The 16,703-nt window shown below is 68.7% G+C and carries 15 protein-coding genes and 1 pseudogene; 7 read left to right on the top strand and 9 right to left on the bottom strand.

The genetic code is table 11. The annotated features are described in order from the left end of the window. Positions 1 to 148: 148 nt before the first annotated feature. From JIX56_RS32885 to JIX56_RS32865, 5 genes are all read right to left on the bottom strand, one after another. Positions 149 to 1,291: a DUF475 domain-containing protein gene (locus JIX56_RS32885; RefSeq protein ID WP_257545970.1), complete on the bottom strand. Its 1,143-nt coding sequence runs from the start codon at positions 1,289 to 1,291 to the stop codon at positions 149 to 151. 125 nt (positions 1,292 to 1,416) lie between these two features. Next, a complete protein-coding gene (locus JIX56_RS32880) occupies positions 1,417 to 1,992 on the bottom strand; it encodes a TerD family protein (RefSeq protein WP_257545968.1) in 576 nt (191 codons plus the stop codon). 161 nt (positions 1,993 to 2,153) lie between these two features. Beyond that, positions 2,154 to 2,729, bottom strand: a complete 576-nt coding sequence (locus JIX56_RS32875) for a calcium homeostasis/redox stress adaptation protein (RefSeq protein ID WP_257545966.1) — start codon at positions 2,727 to 2,729, stop codon at positions 2,154 to 2,156. Positions 2,730 to 2,841: 112 nt separating this feature from the next. Next, complete coding sequence (locus JIX56_RS32870; protein ID WP_257545964.1) at positions 2,842 to 3,300, bottom strand: peroxiredoxin; 459 nt, start codon at positions 3,298 to 3,300, stop codon at positions 2,842 to 2,844. A gap of 194 nt (positions 3,301 to 3,494) precedes the next feature. Further along, positions 3,495 to 3,935 (bottom strand): DUF3052 domain-containing protein, encoded by a 441-nt coding sequence (locus tag JIX56_RS32865; RefSeq protein ID WP_257545963.1) that lies wholly within the window; start codon positions 3,933 to 3,935, stop codon positions 3,495 to 3,497. Between the two features lie 403 nt (positions 3,936 to 4,338). Here JIX56_RS32865 and aceE point away from each other — a divergent pair, with 403 nt between their 5' ends. Continuing rightward, entirely contained in the window at positions 4,339 to 7,086 is a 2,748-nt protein-coding gene (aceE, locus tag JIX56_RS32860; RefSeq protein ID WP_257545961.1) for a pyruvate dehydrogenase (acetyl-transferring), homodimeric type, read from the top strand. A 188-nt stretch (positions 7,087 to 7,274) separates the two neighbouring features. Then, positions 7,275 to 8,030 carry a potassium channel family protein gene (locus JIX56_RS32855; RefSeq protein ID WP_257545959.1) on the top strand — a complete coding sequence of 252 codons (756 nt, stop codon included), beginning with the start codon at positions 7,275 to 7,277 and terminating at the stop codon, positions 8,028 to 8,030. 161 nt (positions 8,031 to 8,191) lie between these two features. On the opposite strand, the gene JIX56_RS32850 is transcribed toward JIX56_RS32855, so the two are convergent. Then, complete coding sequence (locus JIX56_RS32850) at positions 8,192 to 8,497, bottom strand: small hydrophobic protein (protein ID WP_257545957.1); 306 nt, start codon at positions 8,495 to 8,497, stop codon at positions 8,192 to 8,194. A 264-nt stretch (positions 8,498 to 8,761) separates the two neighbouring features. Then, a pseudogene (locus JIX56_RS32845) lies at positions 8,762 to 10,409 on the bottom strand (MFS transporter); the annotation flags it as partial. A 100-nt stretch (positions 10,410 to 10,509) separates the two neighbouring features. Between JIX56_RS32845 and JIX56_RS32840 the strand changes: the two are divergent. From JIX56_RS32840 to JIX56_RS32830, 3 genes are all read left to right on the top strand, one after another. Then, positions 10,510 to 11,187 carry a TetR/AcrR family transcriptional regulator gene (locus JIX56_RS32840; RefSeq protein ID WP_257545953.1) on the top strand — a complete coding sequence of 226 codons (678 nt, stop codon included), beginning with the start codon at positions 10,510 to 10,512 and terminating at the stop codon, positions 11,185 to 11,187. 115 nt (positions 11,188 to 11,302) lie between these two features. Continuing rightward, entirely contained in the window at positions 11,303 to 12,511 is a 1,209-nt protein-coding gene (locus JIX56_RS32835) for an alpha/beta hydrolase family protein (RefSeq protein ID WP_257545951.1), read from the top strand. 76 nt (positions 12,512 to 12,587) lie between these two features. Further along, entirely contained in the window at positions 12,588 to 13,448 is an 861-nt protein-coding gene (locus tag JIX56_RS32830) for a DUF4429 domain-containing protein (protein WP_257545949.1), read from the top strand. Between the two features lie 210 nt (positions 13,449 to 13,658). Here JIX56_RS32830 and JIX56_RS32825 read toward each other — a convergent pair whose 3' ends face one another. Further along, a complete protein-coding gene (locus JIX56_RS32825) occupies positions 13,659 to 14,672 on the bottom strand; it encodes an aldo/keto reductase (protein ID WP_257545947.1) in 1,014 nt (337 codons plus the stop codon). Further along, complete coding sequence (locus JIX56_RS32820; RefSeq protein WP_257545945.1) at positions 14,669 to 15,154, bottom strand: MerR family transcriptional regulator; 486 nt, start codon at positions 15,152 to 15,154, stop codon at positions 14,669 to 14,671. Before JIX56_RS32820 ends, JIX56_RS32825 begins: the two co-directional genes overlap by 4 nt. Before the next feature lie 109 nt (positions 15,155 to 15,263). On the opposite strand from JIX56_RS32820, the gene JIX56_RS32815 reads away from it, so the two are divergent. Together JIX56_RS32815 and JIX56_RS32810 are read left to right on the top strand one after the other, a co-directional pair. Next, positions 15,264 to 15,734, top strand: a complete 471-nt coding sequence (locus JIX56_RS32815) for a GNAT family N-acetyltransferase (RefSeq protein ID WP_257545943.1) — start codon at positions 15,264 to 15,266, stop codon at positions 15,732 to 15,734. 19 nt (positions 15,735 to 15,753) lie between these two features. Then, a complete protein-coding gene (locus tag JIX56_RS32810) occupies positions 15,754 to 16,581 on the top strand; it encodes a serine hydrolase domain-containing protein (RefSeq protein ID WP_257545941.1) in 828 nt (275 codons plus the stop codon). Positions 16,582 to 16,703 lie beyond the last annotated feature (122 nt).

Raw genomic sequence — 16,703 nt, 5'->3', positions numbered from 1 at the left:
CCCGCCCCACAACTGCCGTGTCGTCGCGTCAACCACCACGGGGCGGCCGACGGAGGACGAGTCCTCGTCGGCCGCCCCGCTCAGAGCGTTCCCTCACCCGGAGGGCCGTCACACTCCGGAACCGGTCACACCGGCCCGGCGTTCCGGGTCACACCCCGGAGGAGACCTCCTCCTTGGAGGCGTCAGCTTTTCCCTCCGCGGCCGCCAGCGCCTTGTTGCGGCGGACGGAGGACCAGAAGGACCAGGCGATCAGGATGACACCGACGGAACCGGTGATGAACTCGTTGATCTCGTACTGGATGGTGACGAGGAGGATCGCGGCGAGGGCGCCGATCGCGTAGTGCGCGCCGTGCTCCAGGTAGACGTAGTCGTCGAGGGTGCCCTGGCGGACCAGGTATACGGTCAGCGACCGGACGTACATCGCGCCGATTCCGAGGCCCAGCGCCATCAGGACGATGTCGTTGGTGATGGCGAAGGCGCCGATGACACCGTCGAAGGAGAAGGACGCGTCCAGGACCTCCAGGTAGAGGAACATGAAGAACGCGGCCTTGCCCGCGAGGGCGACGGCCGAACGCGGCTTGCCCGTACGCTCCGCCGCTTCCTCCTCCTCGTGCTCGCGCTCCTCCTCTTCCTCCAGCTTGCCCTCGAAGTAGCCGGAGAGACCGCCGACGACGAGATAGGTGATCAGGCCCGCGAGACCGGAGATCAGAACGGTCTGCGCCTTGTCGACGTGGGCGCCGCCGTGCTGGTGGGCGTTGGTCGCGAAGGTCATCGAGGTGATCAGCAGGACGATCATCGCGATGCAGGCCGACAGCATGTCGATCTTGCCGAGCTTGGACAGCGGACGCTCGAGCCAGCCCAGCCACTTGATGTCCCGGTCCTCGAAGATGAAGTCCAGGAAGATCATCAGCAGGAACATACCGCCGAAGGCCGCGATCGACGGGTGGGCGTCGGTCACGTACTGCTGGTACATGTCCTTGTCGGTGAGCGCCAGGTCGACGGCCTCGATCGGACCCAGTTTGGCGCTGATGGCGACGATGACGACGGGGAAGACCAGCCGCATACCGAAGACGGCGATCAGGATGCCGATGGTGAGGAAGATCTTCTGCCAGAAGGCATTCATCTTCTTCAGGATCCCGGCGTTGACCACCGCGTTGTCGAAGGACAGCGAGATCTCCAGGACGGACAGGATCGCGACGACACCGAACGCCGCCCACCCACCGTAGAGAACTGCTGCTACCAAGCCGAGCGCGGTGACCGCGAACGACCAGCCGAAGGTTTTCAGAACCACTGGCTACCCAATCGTGTGTGTACGGGGTTCCCCCGCGCCGCGCGCGGCTTTACGAACTTTTGAACCCGAAGTCTAGTCGGGCACCCCTCGCACCCCACACGGCCCCGGCTTTTGCGCATATCGCGCTACGAGACATTGACTCCGAAGTCGAGTGCGATGCCCCGCAGACCGGACGCGTACCCCTGTCCCACCGCGCGGAACTTCCACTCCCCGCCATAGCGGTAGACCTCCCCGAAGATCATCGCGGTCTCGGTGGAAGCGTCCTCGGAGAGGTCGTAGCGGGCGAGTTCCTGGCCGTCGGCCTGGTTGACCACGCGGATGAAGGCGTTGCTGACCTGGCCGAAGGCCTGGCCGCGGTTCTCCGCGTCATGGATGGAGACCGGGAAGACGATCTTGTCGACGGTGGCCGGCACCTTGGAGAGGTCGACGATGAGCGACTCGTCGTCGCCGTCGCCCTCACCGGTGAGGTTGTCACCGGTGTGCTCGACCGAGCCCTCGGGGCTCTTGAGGTTGTTGTAGAAGACGAACCACTCGTCCCCCAGCACCCGGCCGCCCTGGCAGAGCAGGGCGCTGGCGTCGAGATCGAATGGGGCTCCGGTGGTGGTCCGGACGTCCCAGCCGAGCCCGACCATCACCTGAGTGAGGTTCGGCGCGGCCTTGGAGAGGGAGACATTGCCTCCCTTGGCGAGTGTGACGCCCATGGTGCTGGTCCTCCCCGATTTTCGAGCTTCAGTTGCTCAGCTGTTCAGTTGTGGTCGTACGCGCGGGCCGTCCGCCCACGTCGTACGAGCGCGACCGGCGCCGCGGTCGTTGATGACAGCGGCGCCGGACGTGGTGAGCCCAGTGGGTCTTCCCCGGTGGCTCAGACGTTCACACCGAAGTCCTGGGCGATACCGCGCAGGCCCGAGGCGTAGCCCTGGCCGATGGCGCGGAACTTCCACTCGGCACCGTGCCGGTACAGCTCGCCGAAGACCATGGCGGTCTCGGTGGAGGCGTCCTCGGAGAGGTCGTACCGTGCGATCTCGGCACCGCCGGCCTGGTTCGCCACCCGGATGAAGGCGTTGCGGACCTGGCCGAAGGACTGCTGACGGTTCTCGGCGTCGTAGATCGAGACGGGGAAGACGATCTTCTCGATCTCTGCCGGGACGCCCGCGAGATTGACCTTGATCTGCTCGTCGTCGCCCTCGCCCTCACCGGTGAGGTTGTCACCGGTGTGCTCGACCGAGCCGTCGGGGCTCTTGAGGTTGTTGAAGAAGACGAAGTTGGCGTCGCTGCTGACCTTGCCGGACGATTCCAGCAGCAGAGCACTGGCGTCGAGGTCGAAGTCGGTGCCGGTCGTGGTGCGGATGTCCCACCCAAGACCGACGATGACCGCGGTCAGGCCCGGTGCCTCCTTGGTCAGCGATACGTTGCCGCCCTTGCTGAGGCTGACTCCCACGAGTCCTCCCTTGATAGTCAGGGGCGGGGAGCCCCGTCGTGCGTTGGTATCGGATCAACGTGTCGATCCTAGTGACGGGTTCCCGTTCCTCGCAGGCCCTGGAACCGAAGAATCACAGGGTGTCGAGGGCGGCGACGTACTCGTTCAGGTCGCGGGCGTCCGGAAGGGCGTTGACGACCGACCAACGGACGACGCCCTCCTTGTCGATGATGAACGTGCCGCGCACCGCGCAGCCCTTGTCCGCGTCGAACACGCCGTACGCCCGGGAGACCTCGCCGTGCGGCCAGAAGTCCGACAGCAGCGGGTACTCAAGGCCCTCCTGCTCCCCGAAGACCCGCAGCGTGTGGATCGAGTCGTTCGACACGGCCAGCAGCTGTACGTCGTCGTTCACGAACTTCGGCAGGTTGTCGCGCAGCTCGCACAGCTCCCCGGTGCAGACGCCGGTGAACGCGAACGGGTAGAAGAGCACCACCACGTTCTTCTCGCCCCGGAAGTCCGAGAGCTTCACGGTGGCGCCGTGGTTGTCCTTGAGTTCGAAGTCGGGGGCCTTGTCGCCGACCTGGATCGCCATGATTCTCCTGCGTCCCTTCATGGACTGTTCGGGTGGCCCAGCCTACGCAGAGATCGCCGGGAGAAACGGCGCGCCCCTGGACGGTCGCCCCGAAGGGGCACCGTCCAGGGGCGCGGGGAACTGTGCGACAAGCCACGACGGGGCCGCAGCCGCCATCGCACAGGACCCATCGAGCTCTCAGGCGAACTTGAAACTCACTTCTTGCCGGACTTCGCCGCCTTCGGCGTCACCAGTCGGCTGCCACTCCAGTCCTTGCCGACGCTGACGCTCTTCGACGCGGACAGCCCCGCGGTCGTCGCGGCTTCGGAGATGTCGCTGGGCTCCACATAGCCGTCCCGCCCGGTCTTGGGCGTCAGCAGCAGGATCGAGCCACCCTCCTCGATGTACGTGGTGGCGTCCACCAGTACGTCGGTCAGGTCGCCGTCGTCGTCGCGGAACCACAGGACGATGGCATCGGCCACGTCGTCGTAGTCCTCGTCGACGAGCTCACTGCCTACGACTTCCTCGATGGACTCGCGGAGCTCCTGGTCGACATCGTCGTCGTAGCCGATCTCCTGGACCACCTGCTCGGGCTGGAACCCCAGCCTCGCGGCAGGGTTCGTCCGCTCCTCCGCGTGGTCCGCGGTCGCGCTCACGGGTTGCCTCCTGATCATGTTCGGGTGGGGTTGCCCCCGGGGAAGTTCAGCCACGCGCGTGCGCGAAGCGTTGGCCGTAGTCCACACGGGCGGGACGGATCGCGCAAGTACCCAGCCTTCCAGACCGCCGAAACGGTGACGATCCGGGCGGTGTCACCGCAACTCTCTACGCCGATTCACAGCCTCGCGTGACGCACACCACACCGTTCTGCCCGTTTTGCGTATTCGGCAACCATCCGGGGGTACGAGCATCGAATACCTTTACTACCTTTGTCGAGCAAGTAACCGCCCGGGTTACCTCTCGGTAGAGATGACGTTTTGGCCCCCGAGGTACACGATGGGGGACGGTGCAGACACCTATGGAACACCCTGAAGAGCGGCCCTCTGACAGCTAAGGAACAGCGTGGCTTCCGGATCCGATCGCAATCCGATCATCATTGGCGGCCTTCCGAGTCAGGTCCCTGACTTCGATCCCGAGGAGACCCAGGAGTGGCTCGACTCGCTCGACGCCGCGGTGGACCAGCGCGGCCGTGAGCGCGCGCGCTACCTGATGCTCCGGCTCATCGAGCGGGCCCGCGAGAAGCGCGTGGCCGTGCCCGAGATGCGCAGCACGGACTACATCAACACCATCCCCACCAAGAGCGAGCCGTTCTTCCCGGGCAACGAGGAGATCGAGCGGAAGATCCTCAACGCGACCCGGTGGAACGCCGCCGTCATGGTGTCGCGCGCCCAGCGGCCCGGCATCGGCGTCGGCGGCCACATCGCGACCTTCGCGTCCTCCGCCTCCCTCTACGACGTGGGCTTCAACCACTTCTTCCGGGGCAAGGACGAGGGCGACGGCGGCGACCAGATCTTCTTCCAGGGGCACGCCTCCCCGGGCATCTACGCCCGCGCGTTCCTCCTCGACCGGCTGGGCGAGCCGCAGCTCGACGCCTTCCGCCAGGAGAAGTCGAAGGCGCCGTACGGCCTGTCCAGCTACCCGCACCCGCGGCTGATGCCGGACTTCTGGGAGTTCCCGACCGTGTCCATGGGCCTCGGTCCGCTGGGCGCGATCTTCCAGGCGCGGATGAACCGGTACATGGAGGCGCGCGGCATCGCGGACACCTCCAAGTCCCACGTCTGGGCGTTCCTCGGCGACGGCGAGATGGACGAGCCGGAGTCGCTCGGCCAGCTCACGATCGCCGCCCGCGAGGGCCTCGACAACCTGACCTTCGTCGTCAACTGCAACCTCCAGCGCCTCGACGGCCCGGTGCGCGGCAACGGCAAGGTCATCCAGGAGCTGGAGTCGGTCTTCCGGGGCGCCGGCTGGAACGTGATCAAGCTGGTCTGGGACCGGACGTGGGACCCGCTGCTCGCGCAGGACCGCGACGGTGTGCTGGTGAACCGGATGAACACCACGCCGGACGGCCAGTTCCAGACGTACGCCACCGAGACCGGCGCGTACATCCGCGACCACTTCTTCGGCGACGACCAGCGGCTGCGCGCGATGGTCGAGAACATGACCGACGACCAGATCCTGCACCTGGGCCGCGGCGGTCACGACCACCGCAAGATCTACGCGGCGTACAAGGCGGCCCACGAGCACAAGGGCCAGCCGACGGTCATCCTGGCGAAGACGGTCAAGGGCTGGACGCTGGGCCCGAACTTCGAGGGCCGCAACGCCACGCACCAGATGAAGAAACTGACGGTCGCCGACCTCAAGGGCTTCCGCGACCGCCTCCACCTGCCCATCTCCGACAAGGAGCTGGAGTCCGGCGCGCCGCCGTACTACCACCCGGGGCGGGACTCGGAGGAGATCCAGTACATGCACGACCGCCGCAAGGGGCTCGGCGGGTACGTCCCGACGCGTGTCGTGCGCGCCAAGCCGCTGGCCCTGCCCGAGGACAAGACGTACGCGAGTGTGAAGAAGGGCTCCGGTCAGCAGTCGATCGCCACGACCATGGCGTTCGTACGGCTGCTGAAGGACCTCATGCGGGACAAGGAGATCGGCAGGCGGTTCGTGCTGATCGCGCCCGACGAGTACCGCACCTTCGGCATGGACTCGTTCTTCCCGAGCGCGAAGATCTACAACCCGCTCGGCCAGCAGTACGAGGCGGTCGACCGCGATCTGCTGCTCGCGTACAAGGAGTCGCCGACCGGGCAGATGCTGCACGACGGCATCTCCGAGGCGGGCTGCACGGCCTCGCTGATCGCGGCCGGTTCGGCGTACGCGACGCACGGCGAGCCGCTCATCCCGGTCTACGTCTTCTACTCGATGTTCGGTTTCCAGCGCACCGGTGACCAGTTCTGGCAGATGTCCGACCAGCTGGCGCGCGGGTTCGTCCTCGGTGCGACCGCCGGCCGTACGACGCTGACCGGTGAGGGTCTCCAGCACGCGGACGGGCACTCGCAGCTGCTCGCCTCGACGAACCCGGGCTGTGTCGCGTACGACCCGGCGTACGGGTACGAGATCGCGCACATCGTGAGGGACGGTCTGCGCCGGATGTACGGGGAGACCGCCGACGGCAAGCCGGGCGAGGACGTCTTCTACTACCTCACCGTCTACAACGAGCCGATCCAGCACCCGGCCGAGCCGGCGGACGTGGACGTCGAGGGCATCCTCAAGGGCATCCACCGCATCGGGGCCGGCGAGTCGGGCGCGATCCCCGCGCAGATCATCGCCTCCGGTGTCGCGGTGCCGTGGGCGGTCGAGGCGCAGCGGATCCTGGCCGCCGACTGGAACGTGAAGGCGGACGTCTGGTCGGCGACGTCCTGGAACGAGCTGCGCCGCGAGGCGGTCGAGGTGGAGCGGCACAATCTGCTGCACCCCGAGGAGGAGCAGCAGGCCCCGTACGTGACGCGGAAGCTGAGCGGCTCCGAGGGTCCGTTCGTGGCCGTCTCCGACTGGATGCGGTCGGTGCCGGACCAGATCTCGCGGTGGGTGCCGGGCACGTACCAGTCGCTGGGCGCGGACGGCTTCGGCTTCGCGGACACCCGGGGCGCGGCCCGGCGCTTCTTCCACATCGACGCCCAGTCGATCGTGGTCGCGGTGCTGACCGAACTGGCCCGCGAGGGCAAGGTCGACCGCTCACTGCTGAAGCAGGCGATCGACCGCTACCAGCTGCTCGACGTGTCGGCGGCGGACCCGGGAGCGGCCGGCGGCGACGCGTAGACGCTGCGCCGGCTAGGCCGTCCCAACGCTGCGGGCCGTGGGGGCTGATCGCGCAGTCCCCCGCGCCCCTTGGGAGCGGCTGCGCCGCTGTCGGGGGCGCCTGCCACGGCCGCACAGCGCGGGCAGCGCTGTCAAGGGGTGGTGAACCTGCGGGTTCACCACCCCTTCACGTTTTCTACGATGCGGGCATGAAGCAGCGATCGGACTCGGCGCAGGCGCGTTGGGAACAGCACACACAGCGGCCCCTGTTCTGCCTGGCCGCGGCGTTCGCCGTCGCGTACGCCGTGCCGATCGTGCGGCCGGACGCGAGCGCCGAGGTGAAGTGGTGGTGCGAGGTCGTCGAATGGGGTGTCTGGGCCGCGTTCGCGGTCGACTACGTCATCCGGCTGCTCCTCGCCGAGCGGCGCTGGGAGTTCGTACGGTCGCGCTGGCTGGACCTGTGCGCGGTGATACTGCCGATGATCCAGCCGCTGCGGCTGCTGCGGCTGGTGGCGACGTTGCTGCTGGTCGGGCAGCGGGCGCGGATGGCGTCGCAGATACGGCTCACGACGTATGTCGGCGGGTCGGTGATCGGGCTGTTGATGTTCGGGTCGCTGGCGGTGCTGTCCGTGGAGCGGGACTCCCCCGAGGGGAACATCGACACGTTGGGCGACGCGGTGTGGTGGTCGTTCACGACGATGACGACGGTGGGGTACGGGGACCACGCGCCGACGACCGGGCTGGGGCGGGTGCTGGCCGTGGGGCTGATGCTGTCGGGGATCGCGTTGCTGGGTGTGGTGACGGCGAATATCGCGGCGTGGTTCATAGCGCGGTTCGAGAAGGACGACGCGGAGGAGCGGCGGCAGACCGCAGCGATAGCGGAACTGGCTCAGGAGGTTCGGTTGTTGCGGGCGGAGGTTGCGTCGTTGCGGGCTGTCGAAGGGGTGCCTGAGCAGCGCCGATGACCGTGGGGGGCTGGGTGGGTTCGCGGCTGACGGTCCGTGGGGGTTGCTCGCGCAGTTCCCCGCGCCCCTGAAAAGCAGGCCCGCCGCCCCTCGGCCAACGCGGAAAAGGGGCCGCCGACTTCCGTCGACGGCCCCTGCCCTTTTCCCTCACTCCACCGGGATCAGAAGAATCCGGTCCCCGGAGTGGCTGTGCCCGCCAGCCAGATGATGGCCAGGACGGTGTCGATGGCGCCGAGAACGACCGCGATGACGGCGGGGACGGGGCGGGCGCCGGACCAGGTTCGGTTCATCGCCAGCCAGCCGCAGAGGATCGCGATGGGGCCGAGAATGATGCCCAGAACGAAGAAGCCCGCGATCGCGCAGATGACTCCGATGATCCCGAGGGTCGCGCGATCCGGCCCGGTCCGTGACCACGTCCGGCCACGTGACCGGGGGTGCCTGCGCGTACCGTGTCCGAAGCCCGCCATCGTCAACAACTCCCTGAACCTCGCGGTCAGTTCGCGTACAGAACGGCGGGTACCCCTGCGGAGTGGTTGAAACCGGGGAGTGTGGGCGGAACTGTCTGTGCGCGCTGCCCCCCTCCGGCAGCGCGCCGCAGACCCCCCGGGTCACTCCGCCGTCGACGACCATGCCGTGCGGAGGACTTGACCCACTGTCACCTGCGGCGCGTACCGGGTGGAAGCGATCTTCAGCGTTGTCACCCTGATAGGCGAACACGGGCCGAAACCCGCGCCTGAAGCAGCGGTGGAGCTGTTAGATGTGCGCCGCTCCGGCACCCGCCTCGGCGTTCTCGCCGCGCTTGGTCAGGAACGCGACGAGGACGGCGATCGCGGCCACCCCGGCGGCGACGAGGGACGCCAGGCTCATGCCGGAGATGAACGTGTCGTGCGCGACCGTGGTGATCTTCGCGGCGATCTCCGCCGGAGTGCCCTCGGCCACCGGCGCGGCGCCCTGCTGGACGGCCTGCTTGGCCTGGGCGAGCTGGGCCTCGTCGAGCGGCGGGAGGCCCGCGTCCGCCCAGTTGCCCGCGAAGTCGCTGTCCACCTTGGACGTCATCACGGCGCCCAGGACGGCCGTACCGAGGCTGCCGCCGATCTGCATCGCGGCCTGCTGGAGACCGCCGGCGACACCGGACAGCTCCAGGGGCGCGTTGCCGACGATGACCTCGGTGGCACCGACCATCACCGGGGCGAGGCCGAGGCCGAGGAGCGCGAACCAGAGGGACATCACGGCGCTGCCGGTGTCGGTCTCCAGCGTCGACATGCCGTACATCGCGATCGCGGTGAGGGCCATGCCGCCGGCCAGCGGGATGCGCGGTCCGGCCTTGGTGATCAACGCGCCGGCCAGCGGCGAGCCGACGATCATCATGCCGGTGAGCGGGAGGAGGTGCAGACCCGCGTCGATGGGGCTCATGCCGTGCACGTTCTGCAGATAGAACGTCACGAAGAACAGGCCGCCCATGAAGGCGATGGCCATCAGGACCATCAGGACGACACCGGCGGACAGGGGTACGGAACGGAAGAGGGCCAGCGGGATCAGCGGCTCCTTGACCTTCTTCTCCCAGAGGGCGAAGAGGGCGAAGCCGACGATGGAGACGACCAGGAAGGTCCATGTCTGGGCGTCGCCCCAGCCCCACTCGGGGGCCTTGATGAGCGCCCACACCAGGCAGAACATGGCTCCGGACAGCAGGCCGATACCCAGCACGTCGAAGGAGCGCGGGGCGTTCTCGGCACGGTGGTCCAGCAGGATCCAGGCGCCCAGGGCCACGGCGAGGACGCCGACCGGGACGTTGATCCAGAACACGGACTGCCAGCTGACGTTCTCGACGAGGAAGCCGCCGAGGATCGGGCCGCCCGCGGTGGAGGCGCCGATGACCATGCCCCAGATGCCGATCGCCATGTTCAGCTTCTCGGCGGGGAAGGTGGCGCGGAGCAGGCCGAGCGCGGCCGGCATCAGCAGCGCGCCGAAGAGGCCCTGGAAGACACGGAAGATCACCACGAAGGCGACCGAGTCCGACAGTCCGATGGCCCCGGAGGCGGCGGCGAAGCCGACCACGCCTATGAGGAAGGTCTGCCGGTGGCCGAAGCGGTCGCCCAGCTTCCCGGCGGTGATGAGGGTGACGGCGAGGGCGAGGAAGTACGCGTTGGTGATCCACTGGACATCGGCCCAGGTGGCGCCCAGGTCCTTGGCGATGGCCGGGTTGGCGATCGCCACGATGGTGCCGTCGAGGGCGACCATCATGACGCCGACGGCCACGGTGAGGAGGGTGAACCAGGGATGGCCGCGCAGGCCCCGGCCCTGGTTCGTCGTCGGGTCCGACGGGACGACTGGCGCCTTGTCCCCCGGTCCCGTCTTGTCGACAGTGGTCTGACTAGTCATACGTGCGAGGCTAATGTCAGCGACTGACAGTTGACAAACCAGTTCACAAGTCGGTAACTGTCACGTCACTCGCCGCAGGGGCGGGTGGAGACGAGGGTTCATGGAGACGGCGGCCACGGCTACGACGGCGGCGACGGAGGAGCGGCCGGGGCTGCGCGAGCGGAAGAAGCAGCGCACCCATGACGCGCTGCTGCGGGCAGCCCTGGAACTGTTCACGACCCAGGGGTACGAGGCGACGACGGTCGACGAGATCGCCGAGGCCGTCGACGTCTCGCAGCGCACCTTCTTCCGGTACTTCGCGGGCAAGGAGGAGGCCGCCCTCGCGGTCATCGACCTCACACAGGAGTACTTCCTCGGGGCCGTGCGCGCCCGGCCGACGCACGAGGCCCCGCTGGAGGCGATGCGCAACGCCCTCCTGGAGGGCTGGGACGCCATCGGCGAGGCCGTCCACCAGGTCGTTCCCGTCGATCTCTTCCTGCGCGCCTACGGCATGATCGAGTCGACACCCGCGCTGCTGGCCGCGCATCTGCGCCGCTCGGACGAGGTGGCCCGGGAGATGGAGCGGATCATCGCCGAGCGCGAGGGGCTCGACATGGACACCGACCCCCGGCCGCGTGTGGCGGTGGCCGTCTTCGGCGGCGTGATGCGGGTCACCGAACGCCTGTGGGCCCTGGGTGGCGACCTCAGTATGGAGACGATGCGCGAACTGACCGCCACACACCTGGACGCCGTACGACCGTCGCTGGCCGAGAAGTGGCGTACTGGCCGAAACGCATAGGGAACGACACCTTCGGGACCTTCTCTGCGCACTGCACAGAACGGGCGTGATCGAAACGTGATCCCTCTCACTCGGTTAACGCGAGACCCTTCCGTTCTCTTAGTGTGTCCTTTCAGTGACTTCCTTCGACTCCTCCCCGCAACTGAACGTCTGGCGCGCACTGCTGGCGCTGGCCGTGGTTTTCGTGATGCTGGCGACCACCGGCTGGACCGCGATCCGCAGCCATCGCGACGAGTCGCCGCTGCGGGCGTCGCTCTCCGCGTGGCAGCGCGGAGCCCTCGACGGCCGCGACCTGCCGGACGCCGAATCGTCCCCGCACCGCCTGGCCGCCTTCTTCGCCTCGCTCACCGCACGGCAGCGCACCCGGCTCGCCCACCGCTATCCGCTCGCGGTCGGCAACATGCACGGCGCCCCCGTCAACCTGCGCTACCGCGCCAACCGCATCGCGCTGAAGCAGCAGAGCAAGCGTGAACGGGGGCGCATGCACGACGAGCGGCTCTCCGAGACCGGCCAGTACGAGGCCGGCCGCCGGATGCACCGCTTCGACATGCTGGCCGTGAAGACCCGCAAGATCCTCGCCTTCGACCCCGAGGGCACCGGCCGGGTCGCCGAGGTCTTCGGCAGCCTCGACAAGGCCGAGCGTGTCTCGGTCGTCGTCCCCGGCGTCGACACCAACGTCCTCAACTTCCAGCGCACCAACCGCCGGTACTCCGCGCCCGCCGGCATGGCCAAGTCGCTCTACAAGGCGGAGCGCGCGGCGAGCCCCGGGACGCGTACGGCCGTGATCGCCTGGGCCGACTACACCGCGCCCGACGGCCTCGGCCTCGACTCGGCCACCGCGCTCCGCGCCGAGCAGGGCGCGGTCCGGCTGAGCGCGCTGGTGCGGAGCCTGCCCGGGAGTTCCACCGTCGCGCTGGCGTGCCACAGCTACGGCTCGGTGGTGTGCGGGGTCGCCGCGCACTCGCTGCCGTCGCGGGTCACCGACATCGCGGTCGCGGGCAGCCCCGGTATGCGCGCCGAGACGGTCGGTCAGCTGCGTACGTCGGCCCGGGTGTGGGCCATGCGGGACGCCGACGACTGGGTCCAGGACGTGCCCTATCTGGAGGTCGGCGGGCTCGGCCACGGCGCCGACCCGGTCTCCGCGGAGTTCGGGGCACGCATCCTGTCGGCGGCCGACGCCGGGGGGCACAGCGGCTATTTCGAGCCGGGGACCGACAGCCTGCGCAACTTCGCCGAAATCGGCATCGGCGCGTACGAGTCGGTGCGCTGTGCGCCGGAAGCCGACGCGTGTCTGACGGGTCTGTCCGACAGCGTGGAAGCCTGACGCGCGTAGAGGAGTGCAAAAAGTGCGGTTCGCCTCGGTCGGGACTTCGCCGCGTCGCGCGCATACGATGAGCCGCATGGGTGACGTACTGGCCGGATTTCATGCCGCCTGGGAGTTCGAGTCCGACTCCGTGCTCATCCGCTTCGAACGGGGGATTCGCACGCCGAAGCTGTTCGCTGCGCTCGGCGAGCGGCGTATCCCGCTGGAGGCGATCGCGGGGGTGACACTTGCGCCGGGTAAGCGGGGCACGGTTGTACTGCGTGCCGTGCCGCGACCGGGCGCCGATCCGCTGATGGAGGCGGCGGCGGACCAGCTCAAGGAAAGTTCCGACCCGTATCGGCTGGTGCTGCCGGCCGAGCGGGAGACACTCGCGGAGTACTACGCCGACGAACTGCGGGCGCGGTTGACCGTGTCCGGGCCCGCCGAGCGGTTTCTGGTGGCGCCGCCCGAGGTGCCGTTGCAGTTCAAGGCGTACGACGGGAAGGCTTCGTTCGACGGGCGGTCCGTGTCGTTCCGGTGGTTCTGGACCGGGGCGTCGTCGGCGAAGTGGAAGGCCGGGGACCAGACGTTTCCGGTGAGTGCGCTGAGTGGGGTCGAGTGGCGGTCGCCGGAGGTGTTCGAGGGGTATCTGCGGTTGCTGCGGCGGGATGGCTCCGGCGAGCAGGCGCCGCCTCAGCCGGATCATGATCCGGCCGCTGTCGTGTTCGGGTTGGGGTATGGGCCGGTGCACGAGTCACTGCCGTTCGCCGCGGCCGTGTTGGCGGCGGTGCGCTCCGCGGGGCCTGTGGGTGCGGGGGCACTGGGCGGTGCCGGGCCGCGGCGGGATCCGGCCGACATCGCCGACCGGATCCGGCATCTTGGGGAGTTGCATGAGGCGGGGCTGGTGACCGATGAGGAGTTCAGTGCGAAGAAGGCGGAGTTGTTGGCTGAGCTCTAGCGTCGGTCCAGCGTCCGTCCGGCGTCTGCCGGGTGAGGTTGTTTGCCGGCTGCGGGTGCGTCGTGGCTTGTCGCGCAGTTCCCCGCGCCCCCGAAAGCGCTGCGGCACTCCCCGCTTGAAACGCGCCGCAACGCCCGCCTCGACACACGCCGCACCCCCGTCTGAGAACGCGCCAAAACCCCCACCGCAACCCCGCCTGAGAACGCGGCGCTACTCCCTGCCTGCCGACGTGAACGCCATGTCCGCGTAGCGGTCGCCCGTCACCCTTGCCGCGATCGGTTCCAGGAGTGCCATGTCCTCCTCGCCCAGGGTGATCCTGGTGGCCGCCGCGTTCTCCTCCACCCTGGTCGGCTTGCGGGTGCCGGGGATGGGGACGACCGAGAGAGCGTGCAGGGCGGACTGTTGGTGGACCCAGGCCAGGGCGATCTGGCCGAGGGAGGCGCCATGGGCGTCGGCGACCTTGCGGATCGGGTCCAGCAGGGCCGCGTTGGCGGCGGCGTTGTCGCCCGTGAAGCGGGGCTGCTGGCGGCGGAAGTCGTCGGGGGTGAGGTCCTCGGCCTTGGCGAAGGAGCCGGTGAGGAAGCCTCGGCCGAGGGGCGAGTAGGCGACGAGGGTGACGCCGAGGTCGCGGGCCGTGGGGACCACGTGGGCCTCGATGTCGCGGCTGAAGAGGGACCACTCGGACTGGAGGGCGGCGATGGGGTGCACGGCGTGGGCGGCGCGGAGTTCGGTGGCCGTGACCTCGCTGAGGCCCAACTGCTTGACCTTGCCCTCGCGGACGAGGTCGGCCATGACGCCGACGGTCTCCTCGATGGGGACGTTCACGTCCCGGCGGTGCATGTAGTAGAGGTCGATCACGTCGACGTCGAGGCGGCGCAGGCTCGACTCGACGGCCTCGCGGATGTACGGCTCGTCGTTGCGGATGATCCGCTTGGTCGGGTCGTCGGGGTCGATGCCCAGACCGAACTTGGTGGCGATGACGAGGTCGTCGCGGTGTGCCTTGACGAAGGGCGAGAGGAACTTCTCGTTCTCGCCGGCACCGTACGCCTGGGCCGTGTCGTAGAGGGTGACGCCCAGTTCCAGCGCCCGCTCCAGGGTGGCCCTCGACTCCTCCGCGTCCGAGGGGCCGTACGCGAAGCTCATGCCCATACAGCCGAGGCCCTGTACGCCGACCTCCGGTCCGTCGCCGCCCAGTCGTGCCTTCGCGATCCTGCCGTCCGTCATGAGGCCCTCTCCGACGCCAGGGCCTGCCCGGCGTCAGCATAGAAATTGATCTTCCGGTCGAGCACGTTCAGGGTGTCCTGGAGCTCGGCGATCCGGGACAGGACGTCCTGCCTGGTCGACTTCAGGAGTTCGAAGCGCTCGGTGTAGGTGTGGTCGCCCTCGCGCACCAGTTCCGCGTACCGGACCATGTCGGCGACCGGCATGCCGGTGAGCCGGAGCTTGCCGACGAGGTCGAGCCAGTCGAGGTCACGGTTGCGGTAGCGGCGCTGGCCGGTGTGGGAGCGGTCGATGTGCGGCATCAGCCCGATCCGCTCGTACCAGCGCAGGGTGTGTGCCGTGAGACCGGTGAGGACGACGACCTCGCTGATCGTGTACCGGTCCTGCCCGTCCGGCCGCCGGGGCTGCCGCGGCGGACCGGCACAACTGTCGGTACTGGCAGTACTCGTGGCACTCGTCGTACTCGTGGTCTCCATCACCGTCATGACCACCACGCTAAAACCTTGGAGTGCACTCCAAGCAAGCGGATTCCGGTGAATTCCGGGGACGGGAATTCCCGCGACACGAGGGGCCCGGCTGACTACCGTGCCGATCATGGGTCTCGTACGACGTGCCACGGCCGAGGACGCGGCGGAAGTGCTCCGGCTGCGCCAGGTGATGATCGACTCCATGGCGAGCACGGGCGGTTCCACGGACTGGCACGCCGAGTCCCTGCCCACGGTACGCCGCCGACTCGCCGATTCCGACGGGGAGTTCGCGGCCTTCGTCGTCGACCATCCGGAGCGGCCGGGCGCGCTCGCCGCGCTGGTGGCCGGGACGATCGAGTACCGCATCGGCAGGGCCGGGAATCCGCACGGCGCGATCGGATACGTCTTCAGCGTGGCCACCGACCCGGACGCCCGCCGCCGGGGCTACGCCCGTGCCTGCATGGAGACGCTCCTCGACTGGTTCCGCGACCGGGGTGCCGCGCAGGTCGACCTGAACGCCTCCCCCGAGGCCGAGCCGCTCTACGCCTCGCTGGGCTTCGTGCGCAAGCCGGACCCCTCGATGCGGCTGCACCTCTGAGCCGCTTACGCTCGTGAGCATGCCTCTGCAGAGCCTCGCCCTGATCGAGAACTGGCCCGTTCCCACCGCCGCCGCGGCCGTCGTACGGGCGGACGGCACCCTCCTCGGGACCCACGGCCCCCTCGGGCGGCGGTTCGCGCTGGCCTCGGTCACCAAGCCGCTCGCCGCGTACGCCGTGCTGGTGGCGTACGAGGAGGGGGCGATCGAGCTGGACGAGCCTGCGGGGCCGACCGGGTCGACCGTGCGGCATCTGCTGGCGCACACCTCGGGGCTGGCCTTCGACGAGCACCGGGTGACGGCGGCGCCCGGGGAGCGGCGGCTGTACTCCAACGCCGGGTTCGAGGCGCTCGGGGACCATGTGGCCAAGGCGACGGACATCCCGTTCGCGGAGTACGCGCGCCAGGCGGTGCTCGAACCGCTGGGGATGACGTCCACCTCCCTCGACGGATCCCCGGCGAAGGACGGTGTCTCGACCGTCGACGACCTGGTGCGGTTCGCCGCCGAGGTGCAGGCACCCCGGCTGCTGGACCCGCGTACGGTCGCGGCGGCGATGACCGTGCAGTACCCGGGCACGAAGGGCGTCCTGCCGGGCTACGGGCACCAGAACCCCAACGACTGGGGGCTCGGTTTCGAGATCCGGGACGCCAAGTCGCCGCACTGGACGGGGACTTCGTCCTCGCCGCGCACGTTCGGGCACTTCGGGCAGTCGGGGACGTTCCTGTGGATCGACCCCGTCGCCGGTGTGGCCTGTGCGGCGTTGACGGACCGGGCGTTCGGGCCGTGGGCGGTCGAGGCGTGGACGCCGTTCACGGACGCTGTGCTCGCCGAGGTCGGGAAAAGTGCCTGATTCGTGAAGGAAACGACAACTCTTCGACGGAAGGCGCGGGTGCTGGGTCCGAGCGGCCACAGGCACCGGTCCGTCGGCTAACCTCCCCGGGGCACACAAGCTTCACAGCTTTCGGGGGAGAA

Origin of the sequence: Streptomyces sp. CA-210063 (assembly GCF_024612015.1) — a bacterium.
In the GTDB taxonomy this organism is placed as follows: Bacteria; Actinomycetota; Actinomycetes; order Streptomycetales; family Streptomycetaceae; genus Streptomyces.
Note: the sequence above shows the minus strand (reverse complement) of the source record. Positions and strands in the feature narration are given on the sequence as shown.